The sequence below is a fragment of the Pedococcus soli genome, assembly GCF_054782575.1.
Genome location: NZ_BAAGSF010000001.1, coordinates 485,403 through 510,219, shown reverse-complemented (window position 1 = coordinate 510,219; position 24,817 = coordinate 485,403). Strand labels below are relative to the sequence as shown.

Sequence of the window (24,817 nt, the reverse complement as noted above, 5' to 3'; positions counted from 1 at the left end):
CGGATGTGTCCACGGAGTGGATAGTGTGCGGCTATGACTAGCTCACCGTTGCGCGTGGTCGTGGCCAAGCCCGGACTCGACGGGCACGACCGTGGCGCCAAGGTCGTGGCCCGGGCCCTGCGGGACGCCGGCATGGAGGTCGTCTACACCGGCCTGCACCAGACGCCCGAGCAGATCGTCGAGGCGGCCATCCAGGAGGACGCCGACGCCGTGGGCCTGTCGGTCCTCTCCGGCGCGCACATGACGCTGTTCGCCAAGGTCATGGATCTGCTGAAGCAGCGCGACGCAGCCGACATCGTCGTGTTCGGTGGCGGGATCATCCCGGAGGGCGACATCCCCGAGCTCACGAAGATCGGCGTCGCCAAGGTCTTCACCCCCGGTGCCACCACGACCGAGATCGTGGAGTGGGTCCGGGGCAACGTCACCCAGCAGTAACCCCCTGGCTGACCACCCTCTGGCCTGGGTGTCCGGGTCGTTCTGCCGTCGGCGAACGCGCCTTCCCGGTGGTCAGCACCTCGCCTAGCGTGGGCAGATGAGCAGCGCGCCGAGCCTGACGCTGGTGGGCCACGATCGACCGGCACCCCTGCGCCCCGAGCCCCTGTGGCGGGAGGTCGTCGGTGCCCGGCTGCGCCACCTGCGCCGACGCCGCGGGCTCACACTCGTCGAGACGGCCCGGCGCGCCGGGATCTCGCCGCAGTACCTGTCCGAGGTCGAACGGGGTCGCAAGGACCCGTCCTCGGAGGTGCTGGCCGCGGTGACCGGCGCGCTCGGGAGCGACCTCGTCGAGGTCACCCACCTCGCCTCGCTGGACCTGCGCCGCCAGCACCTCTCCGTGACGTCGCCGCCACCCGGGGAGATCAGGCTCTCCGCCTGACCCGGGCGCCGCGTCAGTCCGGTGCCGGTCGCGCGGCCACCAGCCGGTCGACCAGCCCGTAGTCCACCGCCGCCGCCGGCGTGAAGATCCGGTCGCGGTCGGTGTCCCGACGCAGCACGTCCAGGGCCTGCCCGGTGTGCCGGGACAGGACCTGCTCCGCCTCGGAACGCAGCCTGATCACCTCGTCCGCCTCGAGGATCAGGTCGGGTATGGCGCCCTGGCTGCGCGCCGAGGGCTGGTGCAGGAGGACACGTGCGTGCGGCAGGATGCTGCGCTGCCCGGGGGCTCCCGCGGCGAGCAGGATCGCCGCGGTCGAGCACGCCTGGCCGATGCAGGTCGTGGCGACCGGTGCGTGGACGAACTGCATCGCGTCGTAGACGGCGAAGGTGGCCGTGAGCGATCCGCCGGGCGAGTTGATGTAGAGGTCCATGGGGCGCTCGGGGTCCTCGGACTCGAGGTGCAGGATCTGCGCGATGAGGGCGTTGGAGACCCCGTCGTCGATCTCGGTGCCGAGGTAGACGATGCGTTCGCTCAGCAGGTGGCTGTAGACGTCCATCACCCGGTCGCCCCGCGGGTGGGTGCGGATCACGTTGGGGATCGTGTAGGTGCTCATCGGGCGCCTCCCAGCCCGGTCCGCGTGGCCCGCCGGGGACGGACGCTGTCGAGCGACTCGAGGACGTGGTCGACGAAGCCGTACTCCAGCGCCTGGTCGGCCGAGTACCACCGGTCTCGTGCCGAGTCCTCCCGGACCTTCTCCAGGGGTTGGCCGGTGTGCTCCGCGATCAGTCCGAGGACGGTCTCGACGGTCGAGCGCAGGTCCTCGGCCTGGAGCTCGATGTCCACGGCCGTCCCGCCGATCCCGGCCGAGCCCTGGTGCATGAGGATGCGCGAGTGCCGAAGCGCGTACCGCTTGCCGTGCGTGCCGGCCGTGAGGAGGAACTGGCCCGCGCTGCACGCCAGCCCGAGGGCGAGCGTCGAGACGTCGTTGGGCACGAGGCGCATCGCGTCGTGGATCGCCAGCATGGCCGGGACGGATCCGCCGGGGGAGTTGATCCAGAGGCTGATGTCGGCGCGCGGGTCCTCGGCGGACAGGAGGAACAGCTGGGAGCAGAGGCGAGTGCCTCCGTGGTCGTCGAGCTCGCCGTCGAGGACGATGATCCGCTGCTCGAGCAGCCGGCTGGAGAGGTGGGCGTCTGGGGGCTGGGCCGGGGCGGTGGTGTCGCGCATGGCCCCACGCTGGGCGCACCGTCGTCGGCACGCCCAGCGTTCGCTGCTGTGAGCAGAACCTAGGGAGCGACGGGGACGCTGAAGGCGGCCGGGGCCGTGGGCGAGGCGTGCACGGTGACCGGCTGCACGGCATACGCGTTCTTGTAGGCGGCGTCGGTGCTCGCGAGCACGAGCTGCAGCCGGTGCCCCGCCTGCACCCGGTGGACGATCGCCGGGAGCTCGATGTGCACGGGCTGGGTGACGTCGGCGACCCTCACCGGGCTGATCAGCTTGTGCACCAACGTCTTCGAGCCGTCGGGTGCGACGTCGTAGAGCTTGGCGAAGACCTGCAGCTGGCCGGTGGGGCCGGCTGCCTGGGTCAGTGCGGCCGCCGGTGACTCGAGCCTGACGTCGAGTGTCGGCGAGCCGACGACGTCCACCGCCGAGGCCAGCGGCGCGGTCGACCACGCACCGAACGTGCCCGGGGCGTCGAACGGAGCGGTCACGCCGGGCGGCAGCGACACCTGTCCCTCGAGTCCGGAGACCTCGCTGTAGGAGGCGGGGACTCCGAGGCCCGGGTTGGACCAGGTCGTCGAGCCGGGCTGCACCTGACTCCTCGAGGCAACCAGCTCGTCGGCGGCGGAGAGGTACCACGTGCGGCGGGCGCCGATGGGGAAGGCGGCGGCGCTGGCGTAGGCCGGTGCGGCGCTGCCGGTGTAGGGGACCCAGTCGCGGAAGTAGGCGAACTCGGGGCCGGTCGACACGGTCGAGCCCTTGAGGTGGTGGTCGAACCAGTTCTTCACACGCAGCCCGAGGTAGGTGTCCTCGATGTGCTGGCCGGTCAGGTCCAGCTCGCCGGGGGCCGCGCCCGTGTTGCCGTTGGTGCCGCCCGAGTGGCCCCACGACTGCCAGGCCATCGTCACCGGGACGCCGCGGGACTTCAGGGAGCGGTAGGTCGCAACCGACTCCTGGAGGTTGAACAAGGTGTCGTTCTCGCCCTGGATGAGGAACGTGGGCACCTTCACCTTGTCGATGTAGTGCGCCACCGAGACGCGGTCGGTGAGGCGGTACGTGTCCGAGGTGGGATGGCCGAGCGCGTCGAGCGTCGCCTTCGCCTGGCAGGCCTCGAGGACGAAGTTGGGGCAGCCGACGTTGCGCTTCGGGTCGATCGCCGTCCCCTGGAGGCCGTCGAGGATGCCGATGCCGAAGAACAGCCCGGTCCAGCCGATCTTCTCGGTGCCGGGGTTCGAGTTCGCGTAGGTCACCCCGCGGAGGCTGGTGTTGTTCGGGGCCAGCGAGTAGCGCAGGTCGTTCCAGGTGATGAGGGGAACGAGCGTGTCGACGCGTGGATCCATTGCGGCAGTGGCGAACTGGATCTGACCACCGTACGAACCACCCAGCATGCCCAGTCGTGGGTCGTGCTTGGCCGCGTCGTCGAGGACGGTCCAGTCCACCGTGAGCGTGCCGGCGGCCCTGGTGGTGCCGCCCACCTGCGCGGAGGCGTATGGCGCGCTGCCACCGCCACCGAGGAACGTCACGAGGGAGGACGCGGCCACCCCGTCGACGCCGGGGTCGTCGAGCGAGATCTTGCAGCCGCTGTCCGGGAAGCCGAGACCGGTGTACGACAGGACGGTGTAGCCCCGCGCGGCGAACGCCCGTCCGAGCCCGGCCTGGTCGTCCTTGCTCCCGCCGAAGCCGTTGGTGGTGAGGATGGTGGGCACCCGGGCCGACCTGCTGGCCGAGTGGGGCTTGTAGAGGTCTGCGTCGATGGTGCACGTCTGCGGCCGCCCCAGGTCGTCGTTGCCGGCCGGGACCGTGAACTTCAGTCCCGTGTACGTGTCGACAGCGCCGAGGGAGGTGGCGGACGGTGTCGCGCCGGAGGCGGGCGTCGATGCGACGGTGCCGCCGACGGCGACCGCGGCGAGGGGTGCGAGCGCGAGGGCGGTGAGCCGGCGGGCTCGGGACGGGGACGGGCGCGACATCGAGCCTCCACGGGAGTGCGGGCGAGCCGGGTGGCGACGCCTCGGTGGACTGACAACGACGACACCGCTCGCGCGGTTACGTTCACCGAGCTCGCGGCCGTCACCGTGCCGCCAGGGTCGCCCCCGGTGAAGTAGCCACATCGTGGATCTCGCGTACCGAGGCGTGGACCGCGGGGCCTGCCGTAGGCCCCCGCGATGGCACGAACTTGGCCAAGAGCAGAAGAAACATGGTGACGAATCCCCTTGAACCGCAGGTTCCCACGCATTTGGCAAAGTCTTCGCAAGATTCATTGACCCTGTGTCCGCACGAAAGGTTAGGTCGGCACGGCGCCGACGCCCACGGTCACCTTGTGCCGTCTCGGAGGGGGATCGACGTCGCCTCGTGGTGCGGGACCCCATCCGTGCCCTGTCCGAGAAGAGGAACACTCGTGATCCGACTGTCCACCGGCGCCGCCCTCGGCGTCGCAGTCGCCGCAGCAGTGGCCACCCCACTGTCTGCTGCCTCAGCCGCTCCCGCCGCGGCACCGAGCCAGGCCCCCAGCCAGTCCGTGGCCGTCGCCACCGCCCAGGCAGGAGCCGACCGGGACCACAGCGCCCTGGGGCTCTCCAACGACGAGAAGCTCGTCGTGCGCAACGTCGTCACCGACCGTGACGGCACCCAGCACGTCCGGTACGACCGCACCTACAAGGGCCTGCGTGTCGTCGGTGGCGACCTGGTCGTCGACAAGGCCTCCTCCGGCACGGTCCGCAAGGTTCGCTGGAACGGCAACAACGGTGGCAAGGTCGCTGTCCCCTCGACCACGCCTGCGGTCGCCGAGACGAGCGCCGAGAAGTCCGGTGCCAAGCGCGCCGGCTATGCGCCGAAGAAGAACGACGGCGAGCTCGTCGTGTGGGCGGGCCACGGCACGCCGCGCCTCGCCTACGACGTCCTGACCGAGGGCGTCAAGGCGGACCAGACGCCCAGCCGCCTGCACACCATCGTCGACGCGAGGAGCGGCGCCGTCCTCACCTCGTGGGACGAGGTCGTCAACGGCACCGGAAACTCGATGTACTCCGGCACGGTCACCCTCAACACGACCCTCTCGGGCAGCACGTACCAGCTGAAGGACTCGGTCGGGAACTACACGACCGACCTCAACGGCGCGACGACCGGTACCGGCACGCAGTTCACCGACGCCGACGACGTGTGGGGCAACGGCGCGACCACGTCGCGGCAGACCGCAGGAGTCGACGCCGAGTACGGCGCGGAGAAGACGTTCGCCTACTACAAGAACGTCCTCGGCCGGAACGGCATCTTCAACAACGGCGTGGGCGCCCGCAGCCGGGTCCACTACGGCAACGCCTACAACAACGCGTTCTGGGACGGCACCCAGATGACGTACGGCGACGGGGCGGGCAACACCAAGCCGCTCACCTCGATCGACGTCGCGGCGCACGAGATGAGCCACGGGGTCACCGAGAACACCGCCGGCCTCGCCTACTCGGGTGACGCGGGCGGCCTCAACGAGGCGACGTCCGACATCTTCGGGACCGCGGTCGAGTTCTACGCCAACAGCGCGGCCGACCCGGGTGACTACCTCATCGGCGAGAAGATCAACATCAACGGCAACGGCACCCCGCTGCGCTACATGGACAAGCCCAGCAAGGACGGCGCCTCCAAGGACTGCTGGTCCTCCAGCCTGGGTGGCCTCGACCCGCACTACTCCTCCGGCCCGTTGAACCACTGGTTCTACCTGGCCTCCGAGGGCTCGGGCGCCAAGACCGTCAACGGTGTCGCCTACAACAGCCCCACCTGTGACGGTTCGACCGTCACCGGCGGTGGCCGCAGCAACATCGAGAAGGTCTGGTACCGCACGCTGTCGACCAAGCTCACCTCGAACAGCACCTACCTCAACGCTCGCGAGGGTGCGATCGCCTCGGCCATCGAGCTGTACGGCGCGGGCAGCGCCACCTGCACCGCCGTCGAGAAGGCCTTCACGGCCATCGCGGTCCCGGCCGGTTCGCAGTCCTGCGGCGGCACCACGCCCCCGCCCACGGGCAACCTCCTCCAGAACCCGGGCTTCGAGTCCGGTGCGGTGAGCTGGACCGGCACGGCCGGCCCGATCACCAACAACACCGGCCGCGCAGCCCGCACGGGCTCGTGGAAGGCCTGGCTCGGCGGCAACGGAGCCACCACGACGGAGACGATCCAGCAGAGCGTCACCATCCCGTCCACGGCGACCGCTGCCACCCTGTCGTTCTACCTGTCCAGCGACACCGCTGAGTCCGGCAGCACGGCGTACGACACGATGAAGGTGCAGGTCGTCGATGGTGCGACGACCACCACCCTGGCGACGTACTCCAACGTCGGCGCCAACGCGGCGTACACCCTGAAGTCGTTCAACGTGACGGCCTACAAAGGCAAGACGATCTCGGTGAAGTTCCTCATGAACGAGGACTCCTCCCTGCAGACGTCGTTCGTCGTGGACGACACCTCGCTCGCCACCAGCTGACGAGGGGACGTGGGCCGGCGCCCGTGCGAGCGCCGGCCCACGCCCGTGTCACCCCAGAACGGGTGGTGGCGGGATCGGGACCTCCAGCCCGGACCCGCCACCACCACCGGCGCCACTCCCGGCGCCCACCCCGAAGGAGATCTCGTGAAGAAGATGTCAGCAGGCCTCGCATTCGGCGTGGTCGTCGCGGCCGCAGTCGCGACCCCGCTCAGCGCAGCCCAAGCCGTCCCGTCCGGATCCACCCCGGCCCCCACCGCTGCCCAGGCGATCGGTGCCGAACAGGCGAAGGTCGCCGACGCCGGCAGGACCCTGGGTCTCGGAGCCGACCAGAAGCTCGTCGTCCGCGACGTGGTCGTGGACACCGACGGCACGCGGCACGTCCGGTACGAGCGCACCTACCGGGGCCTGCGGGTCCTCGGGGGCGACCTCGTCGTCGAGCAGGCACCCGGGGGAGCCGCGAAGTCCGTGCACTGGAACGCCTCCGGCCGCGCGGCCATGCCTGCCACGACGGCGACCCTGTCGGGCGCGCGGGCAGAGTCGTTGGGCCGCAAGGCCTCGGGCTTCAGCGTCGACAGCTCGCACCACGAACTGGTGGTGCAGCTGACCGGCACCGGCTCGAGGCTCGCCTACGACGTCGTCACGGAGGGAATGAGGGCGGACCAGACCCCGAGTCGCCTCCACACGGTCGTGGACGCGAAGTCCGGTGCGACGCTGCGCAGCTGGGACGAGGTCAAGACCGGGACGGGCCGCTCGCAGTACTCCGGCACCGTCGCCATGCCCACGCTCAAGAGCGGCTCGACGTTCCAACTGAAGGACTCCATCGGCAACTCGGCAGAGGACCTCAACGGCAAGACCGACCTGCTGCCCGTGTTCCCTCGAAGCGGCACCATCTTCACGGACGCCGACGACGTGTGGGGCAACGGTGCCACCAGCGATCGCGCGACCGCTGGCGTGGATGCGATGTACGGGGCCCAGAAGACCTTCGAGTTCTACAAGAACGTGTTGGGGCGCAACGGGATCAAGAACGACGGCAAGGGCGCACGCAGCCGTGTGCACTACGGCAACGGCTACGTCAACGCGTTCTGGAACGGCTCGATGATGACCTACGGCGACGGTGCGGGGAACGCCAAGCCGCTCACCCAGCTCGACGTCGCGGCGCACGAGATGAGCCACGGCGTCACCGAGAACACCGCCAACCTCGACTACTCCGGTGACGCCGGCGGTCTCAACGAGGCCACCAGCGACATCATGGCGACGTCGGCGGAGTTCTGGCTCGCCAACGCCGCCGACCCGGGGGACTACCTCATCGGCGAGAAGATCGACATCCGTGGCAACGGCGCCCCGTTGCGCTACATGGACCGTCCGAGCCGGGACGGCAGCAGCCAGGACTGCTGGACGACGGGGACCAAGGACCTCGACCCGCACTACTCCTCGGGTCCGTTGAACCACTGGTTCTACCTCGCGTCCGAGGGGTCGGGCGCCAAGACCGTCAACGGTGTCGCGTACGACAGCCCGGTCTGTGGGAGCGCGGCTCCCGTGACCGGCGCGGGCCGGGACGCGGCCACCAAGGTCTGGTATCGCACCCTGTCGACCAAGCTCACGTCGTCCAGCACCTACGCGGACGCCCGCAACGGCGCCATCGCCTCAGCCAAGGAGCTGTACGGCGCGGGCTCGCCGCAGTGCGTCGCGGTGAAGTCCGCGTTCGACGCCATCGCCGTGCCGGCGGGTTCGCAGACCTGCTGATTGACAGACACCTCGACGAGGGGGCGTCGCCGGCCGGCTGGTCGGCGACGCACCCTCGTGTCTGGAGCCGGCGGCCGCCGACTCCGGCGCGGTCAGCGGCAGGTGGTGCGCTGCGCCTTCGGCCTGGCCAGGTCCTCGAACAGGGTCGTGACGACGGGCGCGACGTCCTTGAGCCGGGCGTCGTCCGTGGGGACCCCGTTGAGGAGCACGAGCAGGTCGTCGGCGTGGGCCATCGTCGGGGTGCCGTTGGCACCGCTGTCGCCGATGGCGAGGGCGGCGGCACTGATGGCCGAGAAGGCCGCGGGGTCGAGCGTGCAGGTGACCTGGCCGTTGTCGACCTTCGCCAGCACGGTCCGGTCGTCCTGGAGGTTCACGGTGTCGCCGAACCCGGCGACTCCTCCGAAGCGCTGGATCGCGATCGGGTAGTCCACGGTCGCGGTCGTCGAGGATGCTCCGCCGGCGGGAGCCTTCGGCAGCTCCGGCGCCTTCTGCGTGCAGCCGCTGAGCAGCCCCCCGATGAGGGCGGCGGAGGCGCAGACGAGGGCGAGCGCGGGCACGGTGGTGGGTCGCGACATACCGGACACCCTCCCACGGCCCCCGCGGCTCGGGGAGGATGCGCGCATGACCCTCTCGCTGGCAGACCTGGCCGCAGCCACCGCGGTCGTGCGACGGCACTTCCCGGCGACCCCGCAGTTCGCCTGGCCGCTCCTGGCGCAGGAGGTCGGGGCCACCGTCTGGGTCAAGCACGAGAACCAGACCCCGACGGGTGCGTTCAAGGTGCGTGGCGGCCTGGTCTACACCGACCGCCTGACGCGCGAGCGTCCGCACGTGACCGGGATCGTGGCAGCGACGAGGGGAAACCACGGCCAGTCGCTGGCCTACGCCGGGACCGCTGCCGGGCTGCGGGTGGTCATCGTCGTGCCGGAGGGCAACAGCCCGGACAAGAACGCGGCGATGGAGGGGTTCGGGGCCGAGCTCGTCGTGCACGGCGCCGACTTCCAGGAGTCGCGCGAGCACGCGGCCCGGCTGGGGGAGGAGCTCGGCCTCGAGACAGTGCCGTCGTTCCACGCGGACCTCGTGGCCGGTGTCGCGACGTACGCCAAGGAGCTCTTCGACGCGGCCGGACCGCTCGACGCGGTCTACGTGCCCGTCGGGATGGGCTCGGGCATCGCCGGGCTCGTCGGCGTGCGCGACCTGCTGGGCCTGCCCACGCGGATCGTGGGCGTCGTGTCCCGGGAGGCGCCCGCGACGGCGCTGTCGTTCGCCGCGGGGGAGGTCGTGACCACCGAGCGGGCGGCGACGTTCGTCGACGGCGTCGCGTGCCGCACCCCGGACGCGGACGCGATCGCCCTGATCGTCGCTGGTGCCGACCACATCGTCACGGTGCGGGAGGACGAGACCGCCGAGGCGATGCGCGTGCTCCTGCGCACCACGCACCAGCTCCCGGAGCCGGCCGGGGCGATCGCGCTCGCGGGCCTGCTCGCCGAGCGTGGGTCCGTCATCGGACAGCGGGTCGGGGTGATCCTGTCCGGCGGCAACTGTGACACCCCGATCCTGACCGAGGTCCTCGCCGGCCGGACCCCGGCCGCCTGAGGCCTGGGCCGGGCCCGGGGACCGCTCGTCGTGAGATTGCTCCCACCCGCAGCACCCGCGGGTCCTGCCGTGCTCGGACAGGACTAGTCTCGGGGCCGAACCTCACCCATCTGCAGACGAGGACGTCAGACGTGGATCTGTTCGAATACCAGGCTCGAGACATGTTCGAGAAGCACGGTGTGCCCGTGCTCGCCGGTGCCACCGCCACCACACCCGCGCAGGCGCGCGAGGCCGCGGAGGCCATCGGCCCCAAGAGCGGCGGAGTCACCGTCGTCAAGGCCCAGGTGAAGACCGGCGGTCGCGGCAAGGCCGGCGGCGTCAAGGTCGCCAAGAGCGCCGACGAGGCCGAGGAGTTCGCCGAGGCGATCCTCGGCATGGACATCAAGGGCCACACCGTGGGCACCGTGATGATCGCCCAGGGCGCACGCATCGCCGAGGAGTACTACTTCTCCGTGCTGCTGGACCGGGCCAACCGCACCTACCTCGCGATGTGCAGCAAGGAGGGCGGTATGGAGATCGAGCAGCTCGCGGTCGAACGTCCCGAGGCCCTCGCGCGCATCGCGGTCGACCCCAACACCGGCATCGACGCGGCCAAGGCCGCCGAGATCGTCGAGGCTGCCGGGTTCGACGCCGAGACCGGCGCCAAGATCGCGCCCGTCCTCGAGAAGCTGTGGGCGGTCTACCGCGACGAGGACGCCACGCTCGTGGAGGTCAACCCGCTCGTGAAGACCGAGGACGGCGACATCGTCGCCCTCGACGGCAAGGTCACGCTGGACGCCAACGCGGACTTCCGCCACCCCGACCACGAGGCGCTCGAGGACAAGGACGCGGCCGACCCGCTCGAGGCCGCGGCCAAGGAGAAGGGCCTCAACTACGTCAAGCTCGACGGTTCCGTCGGCATCATCGGCAACGGGGCCGGCCTGGTCATGTCGACCCTCGACGTCGTCGCCTACGCCGGTGAGGAGTTCGCCGGGTCGCCCAAGCCCGCCAACTTCCTCGACATCGGTGGCGGCGCCTCGGCCGAGGTCATGGCCAACGGACTGCACATCATCCTCGGCGACGAGCAGGTGAAGTCGGTGTTCGTCAACGTGTTCGGTGGCATCACCTCCTGCGACGCGGTGGCCAACGGCATCGTCGGTGCGCTGAACGCGCTGGGTGACGAGGCGACCAAGCCGCTCGTCGTGCGGCTCGACGGCAACAACGTGGAGGAGGGCCGGCGCATCCTCGCCGAGGCCAACCACCCACTGGTGAGCATCGAAGAGACCATGGACGGCGCGGCCCGCAAGGCCGCCGAGCTGGCTTCGGCCGCGACGAACTGACAAGGGCCGGGAGAACACAACAATGGCAATCTTTCTCGACGAGAACTCCAAGGTCATCGTCCAGGGCATGACCGGCTCCGAGGGCATGAAGCACACGCAGCGCATGCTCGCCTCGGGCACCTCGATCGTCGGCGGCGTCAACCCGCGCAAGGCCGGCACCACGGTCGAGTTCGACGGCGGCGTCTCGGTGCCGGTGTACGGCACGGTGGCCGAGGCCATCGAGGCCACCGGCGCGAACGTGTCGGTCATCTTCGTCCCCCCGGCCTTCGCGAAGTCCGCGGTGGTCGAGGCGATCGACGCGGCCATCCCGCTCGCGGTCGTCATCACCGAGGGCATCGCGGTCAAGGACTCCGCTGAGTTCTACGCCTACAGCAAGGACAAGGGCACGACGCGCATCGTCGGCCCGAACTGTCCCGGCCTGATCAGCCCCGGCAAGTCCAACGCCGGCATCATCCCCGCCAACATCGCCGGCCCGGGTCGCATCGGCCTGGTCTCCAAGTCGGGCACGCTGACCTACCAGATGATGTACGAGCTGCGGGAGTTCGGTTTCTCCTCGGCCGTCGGCATCGGTGGTGACCCGATCATCGGGACGACGCACATCGACTGCCTCGAGGCGTTCGAGAACGACCCCGACACCGACGCGATCGTCATGATCGGCGAGATCGGCGGCGACGCCGAAGAGCGCGCCGCGGCATACATCAAGGAGCACGTGACCAAGCCGGTCGTCGGCTACGTCGCGGGCTTCACCGCCCCCGAGGGCAAGACCATGGGCCACGCCGGCGCCATCGTGTCCGGCTCCGCGGGCACCGCTGCAGCCAAGCAGGAGGCCCTCGAGGCCGCCGGGGTCAAGGTCGGCAAGACGCCGTCCGCCACCGCCGACCTGATGCGCGAGATCATGCGCGGGCTGGGCGCCTGAGCGCTTGCAGCACTAAGCAACACGCACGGCAGACGACGAGCGGGCGACCACCGGGGACGGTGGTCGCCCGCTCGTCGTCGTGCTGCTGACCTTTCGACGGTGGCCCATCAGCCGTCCGGGGGAGGTCGTGGTGTGTTTGGGTAAGCAGTTGGTCAAGTCTGTTTACCGGGTCCGGTCCTGATGGTTCCCTGTGATCCTCCCGCACGACCAAGGCCGTGACCCGCACCCCCTGGCGGCGAGCCGTGTCGACGCGGGAGAGGGATTCCCCCCGCCCTCAGATGAGAGACCCAGCCATGTCGTCGACCCGTTTTTCCCCACGCCGCCGCGCGCTCCGCCCCCGTGCCACCGCAGCCCTGGCCGTGATCGCCGTCGTCGTGGCCGGGCTCTTCTGGCAGGCCTCCACGGCCACGGCCCTGACGTCGGTCACGTCGAACTACTCGTACGGAGACTTCGAGGGCACCACGCTGGCCCCCGCCGGGTGGACCCTCTCGGCCACGTCGCCTGCACGGGTCTACGCCTCCGGCACCGTCGCCCTGTCCGGTAAGCGGTCGCTCTGCGTGGACGACCCCTCGGCGACGGCCGGCGCCTCGGCCCTGCGTTCGGTACGGACCGTGACGCCCGGAGTGGAGTACCAGGCCCAGGGCTACGCCTACACCTACAACGGGACCCAGACCCTCGCCCTGCGGTTCTACGACGCCGCGGGCGCGGTGATCTCCCGCGTCGCGTCGCCGTCGACCGGGGCGACGATGCTCTGGTCGCGCATCGCGGTGAAGGCGGTCGCCCCGCCGAAGGCCTCCCGCGTGGTCGTCGAGATCTCGTCCACCCCGGCGTCCGTGTCGAGGGTCTGGTGGGACGCGGTCGAGGTGATCCAGCCCGGCGTGACCAACAACGGATTCGAGTCCGTCTCCTCCACCGCTGCGGTGCCCTCGTGGACCACGTCCGCCGCGGCCGGGACGTCGGCCAAGGTGCGGACGGGGTACGCGAAGCTCGGGACCAAGAGCCTGTTCCTCAGTGACGCCAGCACCTCTGGCCTCGTCAAGGCCACGAGTGCCCGCACGCCAGTCTTCGCCGGCGTCGCCCATGACCTGCGCGCCTGGGTCCGGCCGACCTCGGGCACCTTCACGGTGACCGTGCGGTTCCTCGACACCAACCTCGCCGTCGTCAAGACCGTCCCGATCGCCGTGAGCAAGCCCGCCGGGACGTGGAGCCTCGTGGCGAAGCAGCTCGTGGTGCCGACCACCGGGCACTGGGCCACCGTCGAGCTGTCCACCGGTTCGTCGACCAAGGCCTCCGGCGACTTCGACGTGGTGGACCTGCGTCCGACCGTCGGCTCCTCCACCCTCGGCTTCACCCAGGGCCGGACGATGCAGCCGGTCGACGCCTTCGCCAACACCAACGTCGTCCGGACGGCCGTCGTGGCGGGCCGGGCCAAGCTGATGGGTGTCGTCTCGGGCAGCCCGGCCGAGCTCCAGGTCGTCGACATCGAGTCCAACACCGTCGAGGAGCGTTTCACCCTCGGCAGCATGGAGTCCGTCTGGGCGATGGCGACCACCGACAACGCGGTCTACGTCGGAGGCAACGACGGGCACCTGTGGCGCTGGACCTACGGTGATGCCGCGATCTCCGACCTCGGCCGGGCCACGGCCAGCAGTGCGACCGTCTTCGACCTCGAGGAGGGTCCGGACGGACGCATCTGGGGCGCCTCCTACCCGAAGTCCGAGCTGTGGAGCTACCAGCCCGGCACCGGCACCTTCTCCAACCTCGGCACCGTGAGCGCCGCCCACGACTACGCGCGGAGCCTGGCCGTCAACAGCAGCTACGCCTACGTCGGCCTCGGTTCGACCAACCCCGTCATCGTGCGGGTGTCGCTGTCGAACCCCGCGAGCAAGACCACCATCGCCGTGCCCCAGCCCGTGACCAGCGGCCAGGTCTCCGAGGTCGACCTGCTCGGGCGCTACCTGTCCGTCAAGACGCCCAGCGGCACGTCGTCGGGCGGGACGGTTATCGCCAGCGAGCGTCGCCTCTACGACACCCAGTCGGGCTCGTGGTCCGTGGACGCCAACTACCCCGTGCAGCGGCCCTCGCCGGTCGACGGCACCGGCAACTTCTACTTCCTGCGGTACAACCAGCTGCGCGCCGTGAACTCGGCGACCGGTGCCACCGACGACCGCGGAGGCGTGACGATGGGCGCCGGTCGCGACCGGATGGTCCTGCGGGCCACGCTCTCCGGCGACGCCGGCGGATGGCTGCTGGCCTACGACCCGGCCGGGACCGTGACCGCCCTGGAGACCACCACCCTGCAGCAGCGCACCTACCGCGTGGAGTTCGCACCGACCAAGCTGAAGATCAAGTCCCTCGGCTTCGGCAGCGGGCGCCTGATGGTCGGCGGCTTCGGCGGCTCGAGCCTGGCCATGGTCGACCTCGACCTGAGCCAGCGCTCGCAGTACCCCGCCGTGCCCTACGGCGCCGCCGTCATCGGTGAGGTCGAGGGGTCGGTCGAGCACGGGAAGTACCAGTACATCGGCACCTACACCGACGGCCGGGTCTTCCGCTACGACAGCACGCAGCCCTGGGTGGACGGCACCAACCCCGCACTGGTCACGACGCTCGGCCCGACGTACCGCCAGGACCGACCCATCGCCTGGGCCACGTCCGGCACCCGGACCTTCTTCGGCACCATCCCGAAGTACGGCGTCCTCGGTGGCGTGCTCGGCATCTTCGACGGTGACAGCGGAACCCCGAGGATCGTCTCCGAGCCGGTGGCCGACCAGAGCATCGTGTCGCTCGCGGCGGCAGGTGACGTGGTCTACGGCGGGACGTCCCGCTGGGGTGGCCTGGGCGCCACGCCCACGCAGTCCTCGGCGAAGGTGTTCGCCTACAACGCCGCCACCGGCAAGCTCCTGTGGCAGGTCACCCCCGCCGCGGGCATGGAGGCGTACGGCGCCGTGGTCATGGGGCCGACGGGCACCCTGTGGGCCGCCGGCAGCACCACGCTCTACGAGCTGGACCCGGCCACCGGGGCCACGCTGCGCTCGATCATGATCCAGACCCAACAGGCGCAGGCCACCCCGGTGTTCCGCAACACCGCCCTGGCGAGCGTCAACGGCCTGATCTACCTCGTCGCGGCGGGACGTGCGTATGCCGTCGACCCCGCCACCCTCCGGGTGAGCACCCCGGTCGCCTCGGGCATCACCCCCGCGGCGCTCGTCGTCCGCGGCAACCAGCTGTTCGTCCCCCAGGGCGAGACCCTCCAGGAGGTCGTCATCCAGTAGGGCGCCACCCTCGACAGCCCTCGACGGCCGCAGCCTGCTACTTCTGGCGGGCGAGCATGAGGAGCCGGTCCAGCTCGGCGAAGCCCTGCTTCTGGTCCTTCAGCTTGGTGATGACGATCGTCGAGACCGCGCCGGAGGTCTTCTGCGCGGTGACCCCGACCCACTCGGAGAGGGTGGGGCTCCCGTCGGTGAAGACGGTGTCGAGGCGGTAGGTGCCCTGCGACGGCCCGGCGGTGGACGTCACGGTGCCGTTGCCGAACTTGCAGCCCTTGCCGTACAACGCCTTTGCCTCGTCGAGGCGCGCGGCGACGTAGGTCTGCTGCACGGCCGCCCCGGTCGACTCGTCGAGCTGCACGCGCTGGTGGCCGACGTAGCTGGTGGCGCTGGTGCCGGCCCTCACCGACACGACGCCGACCCGACCACCGATGCCTGCCTGCTGCTCGGTGGTCTCACAGGAGGCGATGGCGGTGGAGCCCTCGAGGGCTCCGGGACCGGCCGTGGTCGTGACGTCCCCGCTCAGCGCCGGGGACCGCCACTGCGAGGCGGCGACGAACAGGGGCGACGCCGGGACCGGCCGGGGGCCGGCGACCGGCATGTCCTGGGACAGCGCCCGCGTGCTCCCGGTCGGTCCGATCTGCGGCGTCGTGCTGGTGGCCGACGGGCTCCCGGAGCCGGCCGTGCCGGTGCCGTAGCGCGTGAGCCGTTCCTGGGCGATCGTCGCCAAGGCCTCCACCTGCTGCCCGGTGACGACGGACTTCGCATGGTCGGGGTCGACGACCTGCAGCACGGCCACGTCCCGCTTCCCGTGGACGACGGCGAACCACCCCGAACCGGCGTCGCCCGCTGTGTAGGCGAACAGCGATCCCGCGGCCGTCTCGGTCAGTGCGTCGACGTGGAAGCCCGGGGCCAGGGCGCAGTCCGAGATGTCGTTGGCCACCCCGGAGGCCGCGGTCCCGGCGTCCGTGCCAGCATCGAGGGAAAACCGCACCTGTCCACCGGAGAGGCTGCCGGTCCGCTGGGTCAGAATCGCCTGCTGGACCTTGGTGCCCGGCTCTACGTCGAGGCACTCGACCGCCTCGAACGGCTTCACCGGGGTCAGCAGGGTGCTCCCGGTCAGGCCGAGGCTGCTGGTCCAGTCGGTGACCAATGGGAGGGCGTCGGGTTCGGCGATGGGGTCGGTGGCGCTGTTCGTGGGCGCTGCGGTCGGCGCCGCGGTGGGTACCGGCGCCGTCGACTGCGTGGCTGGCGTGGCGGGCAGGGTGCTGTCACGGCCGAGCTGGCCGTACCCCACCGCCCCGATCACGACTGCCGCTGCGGCCGCCGCGGCGGTGAGGGCGAGCGCCCGCTGGCGGCGGCGCCTCACCCCGCGGGCCCGGACGAACCGCACGTCCGGCAGGGGCAGCAGGTCGACGTCCTGGCGCAGGGTGGCGAGGGCGCCGCGCAGCTGGGCGTCGTCCTGCGCCGTCCAGTCCTCGTGGTCAGCCATGGGTGGTCTCCTCGTGCCGGAGGGCCTGCGCCAGCTGGGCGCGGCCCCGGTGCAGGCGTGCCTTGACGGTGCCTGCGGGGGTGTTGGTCTCATGGGCGATCTGCTCGATGGACAGGTCGCCGATGTAGTGCAGCGTCACGGCCTCACGCAGCGGCTCGGACAACGTCCGCAGTGCTGCGACGACGGCCACCCTGTCCTCGGTGGGTGGGCCGGTCGTGTCGCGGACCCCGTGCCGCTCGTACGCCCGGTCCTGCGTGGTCTTCTTGCGCCATCCGGAGATGGCCACCCGACGGGCGACGGTCCGCACCCAGGCGAGGGGGTCGTCGTGGGTCCGCACGGTGGACCACTGCTGCCAGGCCCGCGCGTACGCCTCCTGGGTGCTGTCCTGGGCGACGGTGAGGTCACCCGTGAAGCCGTAGACGAGGTGGACGACCCGGCGGGCGGTGTCGCGGTAGAACGCGTCGAACTCCGCCTCGGCGGACTGCGTCCCCACCACCACGTCCCCCTCGTCCGGCGCCGTCCCGACGCTGCCGTTCCTCAGTGCCATCACACCCCAGCAGACGCGACCCCGGCGACCCTGGTTGCGGCGCGTTCGGACATTTCTGGTCCGGCGTCGGCGTTGCCTGCGGCCCGGGGGAGGGCCGGTCGGCGACGATGGGTCGGACATGACTGTGATGGAACTGCTGCGCGGGGCGACGTCGACATCGGGCGGGCCCGACCCGAGGGCGCACCAGCGCACCCTGCTCGCCGGAGCGGGCGCCGCCTCCGCCTCGGCCCTGGTGTTCGTGCTCCCGGCCCTGCTGGTGTGGGTGGCCGCCTCGGAGAGCACCGTCGCCTGGACCACCTCGCTGGGGGTCGGGGCGAGCCTGTGGCTCCTCGGCACCGGCGCCCACCTCGACCTCGGGGCCACGACCGTGACGGTCGTCCCCCTCCTCTTCCTGGCCCTCGCCGTGGTCGGCGGGGCCTGGGCCGCCATCCGCGCGGTCCGTGACAGCGCGGAGGACCGCACGGTCGCCCTCGCCGGGGACCTCCTGCACCGTCCCCTCGCGTTCGGGCTGGGGGCGTGGGCCCTCGGGTATGCCGTCGCCGCGGCCCTGTGGTCCCTCGTCGCCCTCGCTGCGGGGCCACGCCCGGTGCTCTGGACGCTGGTCGTGCCCGTCGTCGTCGTCCCGCTGGCCTCGGCCGCGCTGGCCCTGACCAGGCTGCTCCGCCGGCGACCCGAGCTCGCGGGGACCCGCCTGCGGCGCCCGACCTGGCTGCCCGAGGCGGTCCGCCGCGCCCTGCGCCCGGGTGTCGAGGGCGCTGGCGCCCTCCTCGGCGCAGGTGTCGCCGTCTGCATCGGCTCGGTCGCCGTGCACCACGCGAGCGTCGGCAACCTCCAGGGTGCCCTGGCCCCCGGGCTGATCGGCGGGGCCGTGCTCGCCCTGGCACAGCTGTTCGTCCTGCCCAACCTCGGCCTCTGGGCCCTGTCCTTCATGGCGGGCACCGGCTTCTCGGCGGTCGACGGTGCCTCGGCGACCTGGACCGGGTCCCGCACGTCGTTGCTGCCGATGGTCCCGGTGTTCGGGGCGCTGCCGGCGCCCGGCGCGTTCCCCGGCTGGCTGCCGGCGATCGCGCTCGTACCGGTCGCCATCGGGGCGTTCGTGGGGTGGCGCGCGCTGCGCTCCGTGGCCCGGTTGTCCACCGAACGCACCAAGCTCACGGTCGCCGGTGTCGCCGTCGTCCTCGCGGCGGGCCTGATCGGCCTGCTCGACGTCGTCGGGGGCGCCTCCCTCGGCCAGCAGCGGTTGTCCGCGATCGGCGCCCCGGCCGGGGCGATGACCCTGGCGCTGCTCGTCGAGCTCGTCGCCGGCGCCGCAGTGGTGCTGGCCTGGGACCGCTGGAAGCTCCGGCGCTGACCGGCAGCGCCCGGCCGCACCGCATACCTCCTCGCCCGCGCCTGTCCCGTCCGCGCCTGTCCGCCCGCCCCCGTCCGCCCGCCCCCGTCCCGCGAAGCGGGTGTCGTTCGGTGACACCAGCAGAAATATGACCCGGGTTGCCGTAGGACACCCCCTTTGTGAGCCGAGCCCTCCGCCCGGGTGGTGGCCCTCGCCGACCCGTGTGACGGTGGTGCCATGACCCGATTCGGCTACACCCTGATGACCGAGCAGTCCGGCCCGCGCGAGCTCGTCGGCTACGCCGTCGACGCCGAGCGCAGCGGATTCGACTTCGCCGTGAGCAGCGACCACTACTCCCCGTGGCTCACCGAGCAGGGGCATGCGCCCTACGCCTGGACGGTGCTCGGCGCGGTCGCACAGGCGACGAAGCGGCTCGAGCTGATGACCTACGTGACCTGCCCCACGATCCGCTACGAGCCCGCGGTGGTCGCCCAGAAGGCGGCCACCCTGCAGCTCCTCAGCGAGGGGCGGTTCACCCTCGGTCTCGGCAGCGGCGAGAACCTCAACGAGCACGTCGTCGGTGAGGGGTGGCCCATGGTGGGTGTCCGTCAGGACATGCTCGAGGAGGCCATCCACATCATCCGGGAGCTGCACACCGGGAAGCTCGTGACCTGGCAGGGCGAGTACTTCCGGGTCGACTCGGCCCGCATCTGGGACTGCCCCGACGGGGGTGTCCCGATCGGTGTGGCCGTCTCCGGCGAGAAGTCGTTCTCCCGGTTCGGCCCGCTGGCCGACCACGTCATCGCCGTGGAGCCGGACGCCGACCTCGTCAAGGGGTTCCTCGACGCACGGGGTGCGGCCGAGAGCAGCGGCGACGCCGAGGGCGCCCGTTCGTCCTCGGCCCGCGCCATCGGGCAGATCCCCATCTCGTGGGACACCGACGCCGAGCGGGCCAAGGCTCGGGCACACGAGCAGTTCCGCTGGTTCGCCGGCGGCTGGTCGGTGAACGCGGACCTGCCGACGCCGGCCGGCTTCGCGGGGGCGTCGCAGTTCATCACCCCCGAGCAGGTCGCCGAGAACATCCCGTGCGGGCCGGACCTCGACGCCATCGTCGAAGCCGTCTCCGCCTACTGGGACGCCGGGTTCACCGACATCGCGCTGGTGCAGGTGGGGGACGAGGGGCAGCAGAGGTTCCTCGACGAGGCAGCCGGCCCGCTGCTGGAGAAGCTGCGCTCCGCCGCCCCCTGACCCGGCGGTCCGCCGCCCCCTGACCCGGCGGTCCGCCGCCCCCTGACCCGGTGCGTGGACGCGGGTGCCTGGGTCCGCGCGACGGTCGGTATCGTCTCCCGCGTGACCGCGGACGGGACGACGCACCCCACGGGCATCGTCGTCCTCATCTCCGGGTCGGGCACGAACCTCCAGGCGCTCATCGACGCCACGGCCGACCCGGCCTACGGGGTCCGCATCCTGGCGGTGGGGGCCGACCGGGCGGGGATCTCGGGCCTGCACAAGGCTGCCGCCGCGGGCATCCCGACGTTCGTCGTCCGCGTCGAGGACCACGACGATCGCGCCGACTGGGACGCCGCCCTGGCCGAGCGGATCGCCGACCACGAACCGGCCTTCGTCGTCTCGGCGGGGTTCATGAAGATCCTCGGGCCGCGGGTGCTGGGCGACCACGTCGTCCTCAACACCCACCCGGCGCTGCTACCGGCGTTCCCGGGGGCCCACGCCGTGCGTGACGCGCTCGCCGCCGGGGCCACGGTCACCGGCTGCACGGTCCACGTCGTCGACGCCGGCGTCGACACCGGTCCCGTGATCGCGCAGTCCACCGTCGAGGTCCTGCCCGGCGACACCGAGGACACCCTGCACGAACGCATCAAAGCCGTCGAGCACCCGTTGCTCGTCAACATCGTGGGCCGCGCGGCCCGCGAGGGAATCACCGTCACCGATGGGAAGGTCAGCATTCCGTGACCCAGCAGTCCAGCCCGAAGCCCGCTGACGACGCAGGACGCCGCCCGGTCCGCCGGGCGCTCGTCTCCGTCTACGACAAGACCGGGCTGGAGGAGCTGGCCCGCGGCCTGCACGCTGCCGGCGTCGCCCTCGTCTCGACGGGTGGTTCGGCCAAGCTCATCGAGTCGCTCGGCATCCCCGTGACGGAGGTCGCCGACCTGACCGGGTTCCCAGAGTGCCTCGAGGGTCGGGTCAAGACCCTGCACCCGCGCGTGCACGCCGGCATCCTCGCCGACACGCGCAAGGACGACCACGTCCGTCAGCTCGAGGAGCTCGGGGTCGAGCCGTTCGAGCTCGTCGTCGTGAACCTCTACCCGTTCCGCGAGACCGTCGCCTCGGGCGCCTCCCCGGACGAGGTCATCGAGCAGATCGACATCGGCGGACCGTCGATGGTGCGCGCCGCGGCCAAGAACCACCCGAGCGTCGCCGTGGTCACCGACCCCGCCGCGTATGGCGCGGTGCTGACTGCCGTCGAGGCCGGCGGCTTCACGCTGGGTGAGCGGAAGCTGTTGGCAGCACAGGCCTTCGTGCACACCGCCGACTACGACAACGCCGTCGCCAACTGGATGGGCAACGTCTACACCGACACCTCCGACGGCACCGGCTTCCCCGCGTGGACCGGTGCGACCTTCACGCGCGCAGCCGTGCTGCGCTACGGCGAGAACCCGCACCAGAAGGCCGCGATCTACCGCCACTGGCGCGGCGGCGTCGCCTCCGCCGAGCAGCTGCACGGCAAGGAGATGTCCTACAACAACTACGTCGACACCGACGCCGCCGTGCGCGCCGCGCACGACCATGGCGACCAGCCGACCGTGGCGATCGTCAAGCACGCCAACCCCTGCGGCATCGCCGTGGGTTCCTCCATCGAGGCCGCGTATGCCGCCGCGCACGCCACCGACCCCGTGTCCGCCTTCGGGGGCATCATCGCCGCCAACCGGACCGTGAACCTCGCGATGGCCGACCAGGTGAAGGACGTGTTCACCGAGGTCATCATCGCGCCCGACTTCGACGCCGACGCGCTCGAGGTGCTCCAGGGCAAGAAGAACATCCGCATCCTGCGCCTGCCCGCCGAGGCCTCGCGCAACGCCGACGCCATCGAGATGCGGCCGATCAGCGGCGGCCTGCTCCTGCAGACCGTCGACAAGGTCGACGCCGTCGTCGAGGGCGACAAGCCCGGCGGCGACGACCCGTCGCGCTGGACCCTCGTCTCCGGTGACGCCGCCGACGAGGCGATGCTGGCCGACCTGGCGTTCGCGTGGCGCTCGGTGCGCGCGGTGAAGTCCAACGCGATCCTGCTCGCCAAGGACGGCGCGGCAGTCGGCATCGGCATGGGCCAGGTCAACCGCGTCGACTCCTGCCACCTCGCGGTGTCGCGGGCTGGCTCCGATCGGGCGCGCGGAGCCGTGGCCTCGTCGGACGCCTTCTTCCCGTTCGCCGACGGCCTCCAGGTGCTGCTCGACGCGGGGGTCCGCGCGGTGGTCGCCCCGGGTGGTTCCATGCGGGACGCCGAGGTCGTCGAGGCCGCCAAGGCCGCCGGCGTGACGATGTACTTCACCGGCACCCGTCACTTCGCCCACTGACACCGGCACACCGCGGGCCCCACGGCCCGCGGTGTGCGGTTGTCGACTTCTCTGGCGTCCGGCGGTCCGGCGTGGGACCGTTGGCGCACCGGGCACGCCGCCCGGGCACCGGAGGGGTGGCGTCATGATGATGTGGATCGTGATCGGGTCAGTGCTCGTCGTCGTCCTGGGACTGGCGTGGCTCTACGACCGGAAGTGGGGCGGTGACCCGACCCCGCGCCATACCCCGGGGCGGGCCCAGGCGGAGTCGGACCAGGCGGCCACCGGGTTCAACGGTGGTGGGTACGGCAACAGCGGCTTCTGACGGCGCGTCAGCCGGGCTGCGGCCCGCGGTAGCCGGTCGGGTCGCCTGACCCGAGATCGACGATCGCGGCCACGGGACCGCCACCGTCGGGGCCCTGGTGGGCGGCCGAGACGGACACGAACACGGCTGGGTCGCCGGTCACCGACGCGGTGACGCCACCGACGGCGGCTTTGATCTGGCGGTGCCAGTGCACGTCGGAGTCGTCGAGCATGGCGTTGCGGCGACCGCGGACCGCCCCGTCCTGGCTGGTCTCGCACTTGAGGAACACGTTGACCAGGCGGCCCTGCAGGTCCGTCGAGTGCGGTCGGTCCGGCAGGTCGAGGCCTGCGTCCTTGATCGCCTCCCAGATGCCGTCGGCGTCGAGGGCGTCGCGCATCACCGAGTGGCCGATGCGGTAGCGGCCGCCGATGCCCCGGGTGTTCCCCACGACCACGACCTGGGCGCGGTCGAGCTCGACGCCGGAGGAGCAGGAGGCGACGGAGGAGAACAGGCTCCGGTCGCGGAGCACGTCCTCGTCACGGGGCATCTCGATCTCGCCGAGGGCGACCGCGATCCCGAGGGCCGTGCCGCCGTTGGACACGTCCATGGACGTCAGCGTGTCCTCGGTGAAGACGTCGTGGCCGCGGCTCTTGGCGTCGCGGATGGTGTCGATCGTCAGCAACGGCGTCTTGGTCTGCACGTAGTGGACGTCGGCCGTGTCGGTGATGCCGGCGCGCTCCATGGCGACCTTCACCGCGTCGGCGACCTTGGTGACCATGGCGGTGCGGCCGATGTCCTCGGGGAGCAGCACCTCGCTCATCGCGAACCCGACCGTGAGCCGCGGCTCGTCGGACTGCTCGGCCCGGTCGGCCGGGACCGTGGCGAAGATCGTCGCGTGCGGGCTGATGACGCCGTCGGTGCCACCGGACCAGACGATCGGCACCTCCTTGACCTTGGCCGGATCGGCGCCCTTCGCCACCAGCACCTCGCGGAACGCCCGGTCGGCGATGATTCGCGTGTAGTCGTTGACGCCGCCGTTCCCCTCGGTCTTGCCGATGACGGCGACGACGCGACCGGCCTCGATGACGCCGTCGTCGATGAGCTTCGCCAGCTCGCTGGCGTCGGAGACGCTGTGGAGCGGCACCTTGCGGACCTCGATGGCTTCGGGCACGTGACTCACCTTCCGGTTGGAGTTGCGGGGGTTGCAGGGGGAGGAGCTGGGGACGTTGCGGCTGGCGCGGGTTCGATGACGGTGCCGACCTCGCCGGAGACGGCCTCGGCGATCCGGTCGAGGGCGGTGATGACGCTGCGACGACCACCGCCCCGGACGAACCGGAGCGCCGCCTCCACCTTGGGACCCATCGAGCCGGAAGCGAACTCGCCCGCCGCGGCATACCCCTCCATCTCGGCGAGCTGCACCCGACCGAGCTCGCGGGCGGACTCCGAGCCGTACCCGAGGACGGCGTGCTCGACGTCGGTGGCGATGACGAGCACGTCCGCGCCGATCGCCCGGGCGAGGACCGCGGCGGTGAGGTCCTTGTCGACGACGGCCTCGACGCCGTGGACCGATCCGTCGGGTTGCCGGACGACCGGTATGCCGCCGCCACCGGCCGCGACGACGACGTAGCCCGCGGCGAGGAGGGTGAGGACGGTGTGGGTGTCGAGGACCTCGAGGGGTTCGGGGGAGGCGACCATGCGGCGCCACCCCTTGTCGCCGCGGTCCTGCCAGGTCTCGCCGTGCTCGATCAGCGGCAGGGCCTGGTCGTGGGGGAGGAACCGGCCCACCGGCTTGGTGGGTGTGGTGAACCCGGGGTCGTCGGGGTCCACGAGCGTGCGGGAGACGACGGCGGCTGCCCGGCGCGAGAGCCCTCGCGCGGCGAACGCGGCCTCGAGGGTGTCGAGCGCGGTGAACCCGATGGTTCCCTGCGTCTGGGCGCCGCACCAGTCGAGCGGGACGGGCGGGACCACGGGGGCCGCGAGCTCGTTCTTGACGAGGAGGTTGCCGACCTGGGGGCCGTTGCCGTGGGTGACGACGACCTCGTGGCCGTCGGCCACGACCTCGGCGACCCGTGCCATCGCGAGGGCGATCGCCTCGCGCTGGGCCTGCGGGGTGGCGCTGCCGTCGGGGCCGGTCATGGCGTTGCCACCCAGCGCGATCAGGACCCGCATGCCACCTCCCCACAG

General features: G+C 71.4%; 21 protein-coding genes. 13 read left to right on the top strand and 8 right to left on the bottom strand.

Annotation, left to right across the window (positions count from 1 at the left end; all coding sequences use genetic code 11):
- Positions 1 to 33: 33 nt before the first annotated feature.
- Both ACYVKF_RS02225 and ACYVKF_RS02220 read left to right on the top strand, forming a co-directional pair.
- Positions 34 to 435 (top strand): cobalamin B12-binding domain-containing protein, encoded by a 402-nt coding sequence (locus tag ACYVKF_RS02225; RefSeq protein WP_056916675.1) that lies wholly within the window; start codon positions 34 to 36, stop codon positions 433 to 435.
- 97 nt (positions 436 to 532) lie between these two features.
- Positions 533 to 874: a helix-turn-helix domain-containing protein gene (locus ACYVKF_RS02220; RefSeq protein ID WP_460964535.1), complete on the top strand. Its 342-nt coding sequence runs from the start codon at positions 533 to 535 to the stop codon at positions 872 to 874.
- 13 nt (positions 875 to 887) lie between these two features.
- Here ACYVKF_RS02220 and ACYVKF_RS02215 read toward each other — a convergent pair whose 3' ends face one another.
- The 3 genes from ACYVKF_RS02215 to ACYVKF_RS02205 are packed head-to-tail and all read right to left on the bottom strand — an operon-like array spanning position 888 to position 4,062.
- Positions 888 to 1,487 (bottom strand): ClpP family protease, encoded by a 600-nt coding sequence (locus ACYVKF_RS02215; RefSeq protein ID WP_460964534.1) that lies wholly within the window; start codon positions 1,485 to 1,487, stop codon positions 888 to 890.
- Positions 1,484 to 2,101: a ClpP family protease gene (locus ACYVKF_RS02210; protein WP_082580858.1), complete on the bottom strand. Its 618-nt coding sequence runs from the start codon at positions 2,099 to 2,101 to the stop codon at positions 1,484 to 1,486. Before ACYVKF_RS02210 ends, ACYVKF_RS02215 begins: the two co-directional genes overlap by 4 nt.
- A gap of 59 nt (positions 2,102 to 2,160) precedes the next feature.
- Positions 2,161 to 4,062, bottom strand: coding sequence for a CocE/NonD family hydrolase (locus ACYVKF_RS02205; RefSeq protein WP_460964531.1), 1,902 nt, complete (start codon positions 4,060 to 4,062; stop codon positions 2,161 to 2,163).
- Between the two features lie 428 nt (positions 4,063 to 4,490).
- On the opposite strand from ACYVKF_RS02205, the gene ACYVKF_RS02200 reads away from it, so the two are divergent.
- The gene (locus ACYVKF_RS02200; RefSeq protein WP_460964529.1) at positions 4,491 to 6,554 is read left to right on the top strand and encodes a M4 family metallopeptidase; all 2,064 of its coding nucleotides are present in this window, start codon (positions 4,491 to 4,493) and stop codon (positions 6,552 to 6,554) included.
- 153 nt (positions 6,555 to 6,707) lie between these two features.
- Positions 6,708 to 8,297, top strand: a complete 1,590-nt coding sequence (locus ACYVKF_RS02195) for a M4 family metallopeptidase (protein WP_460964691.1) — start codon at positions 6,708 to 6,710, stop codon at positions 8,295 to 8,297.
- A gap of 92 nt (positions 8,298 to 8,389) precedes the next feature.
- Here the strand turns inward: ACYVKF_RS02195 and ACYVKF_RS02190 are convergent, their stop codons facing one another.
- Positions 8,390 to 8,872, bottom strand: coding sequence for a hypothetical protein (locus tag ACYVKF_RS02190; protein ID WP_460964527.1), 483 nt, complete (start codon positions 8,870 to 8,872; stop codon positions 8,390 to 8,392).
- Between the two features lie 46 nt (positions 8,873 to 8,918).
- Here ACYVKF_RS02190 and ACYVKF_RS02185 point away from each other — a divergent pair, with 46 nt between their 5' ends.
- From ACYVKF_RS02185 to ACYVKF_RS02170, 4 genes are all read left to right on the top strand, one after another.
- Positions 8,919 to 9,890, top strand: a complete 972-nt coding sequence (locus ACYVKF_RS02185) for a threonine dehydratase (protein ID WP_460964525.1) — start codon at positions 8,919 to 8,921, stop codon at positions 9,888 to 9,890.
- 131 nt (positions 9,891 to 10,021) lie between these two features.
- Positions 10,022 to 11,209, top strand: coding sequence for an ADP-forming succinate--CoA ligase subunit beta (gene sucC / locus ACYVKF_RS02180; RefSeq protein WP_056916682.1), 1,188 nt, complete (start codon positions 10,022 to 10,024; stop codon positions 11,207 to 11,209).
- 22 nt (positions 11,210 to 11,231) lie between these two features.
- Entirely contained in the window at positions 11,232 to 12,125 is an 894-nt protein-coding gene (gene sucD, locus ACYVKF_RS02175; protein ID WP_056916683.1) for a succinate--CoA ligase subunit alpha, read from the top strand.
- Between the two features lie 293 nt (positions 12,126 to 12,418).
- Positions 12,419 to 15,397 (top strand): hypothetical protein, encoded by a 2,979-nt coding sequence (locus ACYVKF_RS02170; protein ID WP_460964523.1) that lies wholly within the window; start codon positions 12,419 to 12,421, stop codon positions 15,395 to 15,397.
- Between the two features lie 37 nt (positions 15,398 to 15,434).
- On the opposite strand, the gene ACYVKF_RS02165 is transcribed toward ACYVKF_RS02170, so the two are convergent.
- On the bottom strand, positions 15,435 to 16,883 hold the full coding sequence (locus ACYVKF_RS02165) for a hypothetical protein (RefSeq protein WP_460964521.1): 1,449 nt from the start codon (positions 16,881 to 16,883) through the stop codon (positions 15,435 to 15,437).
- Positions 16,876 to 17,430 carry an RNA polymerase sigma factor gene (locus tag ACYVKF_RS02160; protein WP_082552989.1) on the bottom strand — a complete coding sequence of 185 codons (555 nt, stop codon included), beginning with the start codon at positions 17,428 to 17,430 and terminating at the stop codon, positions 16,876 to 16,878. The genes ACYVKF_RS02165 and ACYVKF_RS02160 overlap by 8 nt, the downstream gene beginning before the upstream one ends.
- A 118-nt stretch (positions 17,431 to 17,548) precedes the next feature.
- Here ACYVKF_RS02160 and ACYVKF_RS02155 point away from each other — a divergent pair, with 118 nt between their 5' ends.
- From ACYVKF_RS02155 to ACYVKF_RS02135, 5 genes are all read left to right on the top strand, one after another.
- Positions 17,549 to 18,781 (top strand): cell division protein PerM, encoded by a 1,233-nt coding sequence (locus ACYVKF_RS02155; RefSeq protein ID WP_460964518.1) that lies wholly within the window; start codon positions 17,549 to 17,551, stop codon positions 18,779 to 18,781.
- A gap of 216 nt (positions 18,782 to 18,997) precedes the next feature.
- Positions 18,998 to 20,008, top strand: coding sequence for a TIGR03557 family F420-dependent LLM class oxidoreductase (locus ACYVKF_RS02150; protein WP_460964516.1), 1,011 nt, complete (start codon positions 18,998 to 19,000; stop codon positions 20,006 to 20,008).
- A gap of 102 nt (positions 20,009 to 20,110) precedes the next feature.
- Positions 20,111 to 20,731 (top strand): phosphoribosylglycinamide formyltransferase, encoded by a 621-nt coding sequence (gene purN, locus ACYVKF_RS02145; protein WP_460964514.1) that lies wholly within the window; start codon positions 20,111 to 20,113, stop codon positions 20,729 to 20,731.
- The gene (purH, locus tag ACYVKF_RS02140) at positions 20,728 to 22,350 is read left to right on the top strand and encodes a bifunctional phosphoribosylaminoimidazolecarboxamide formyltransferase/IMP cyclohydrolase (RefSeq protein ID WP_460964512.1); all 1,623 of its coding nucleotides are present in this window, start codon (positions 20,728 to 20,730) and stop codon (positions 22,348 to 22,350) included. The genes purN and purH overlap by 4 nt, the downstream gene beginning before the upstream one ends.
- A 124-nt stretch (positions 22,351 to 22,474) precedes the next feature.
- The gene (locus ACYVKF_RS02135; protein WP_056916688.1) at positions 22,475 to 22,654 is read left to right on the top strand and encodes a hypothetical protein; all 180 of its coding nucleotides are present in this window, start codon (positions 22,475 to 22,477) and stop codon (positions 22,652 to 22,654) included.
- Positions 22,655 to 22,661: 7 nt separating this feature from the next.
- On the opposite strand, the gene bar is transcribed toward ACYVKF_RS02135, so the two are convergent.
- Positions 22,662 to 23,804 carry a barbiturase gene (gene bar / locus ACYVKF_RS02130; protein WP_460964510.1) on the bottom strand — a complete coding sequence of 381 codons (1,143 nt, stop codon included), beginning with the start codon at positions 23,802 to 23,804 and terminating at the stop codon, positions 22,662 to 22,664.
- 5 nt (positions 23,805 to 23,809) lie between these two features.
- Positions 23,810 to 24,802 (bottom strand): carbamate kinase, encoded by a 993-nt coding sequence (locus ACYVKF_RS02125; protein WP_460964508.1) that lies wholly within the window; start codon positions 24,800 to 24,802, stop codon positions 23,810 to 23,812.
- Positions 24,803 to 24,817: the final 15 nt, after the last annotated feature.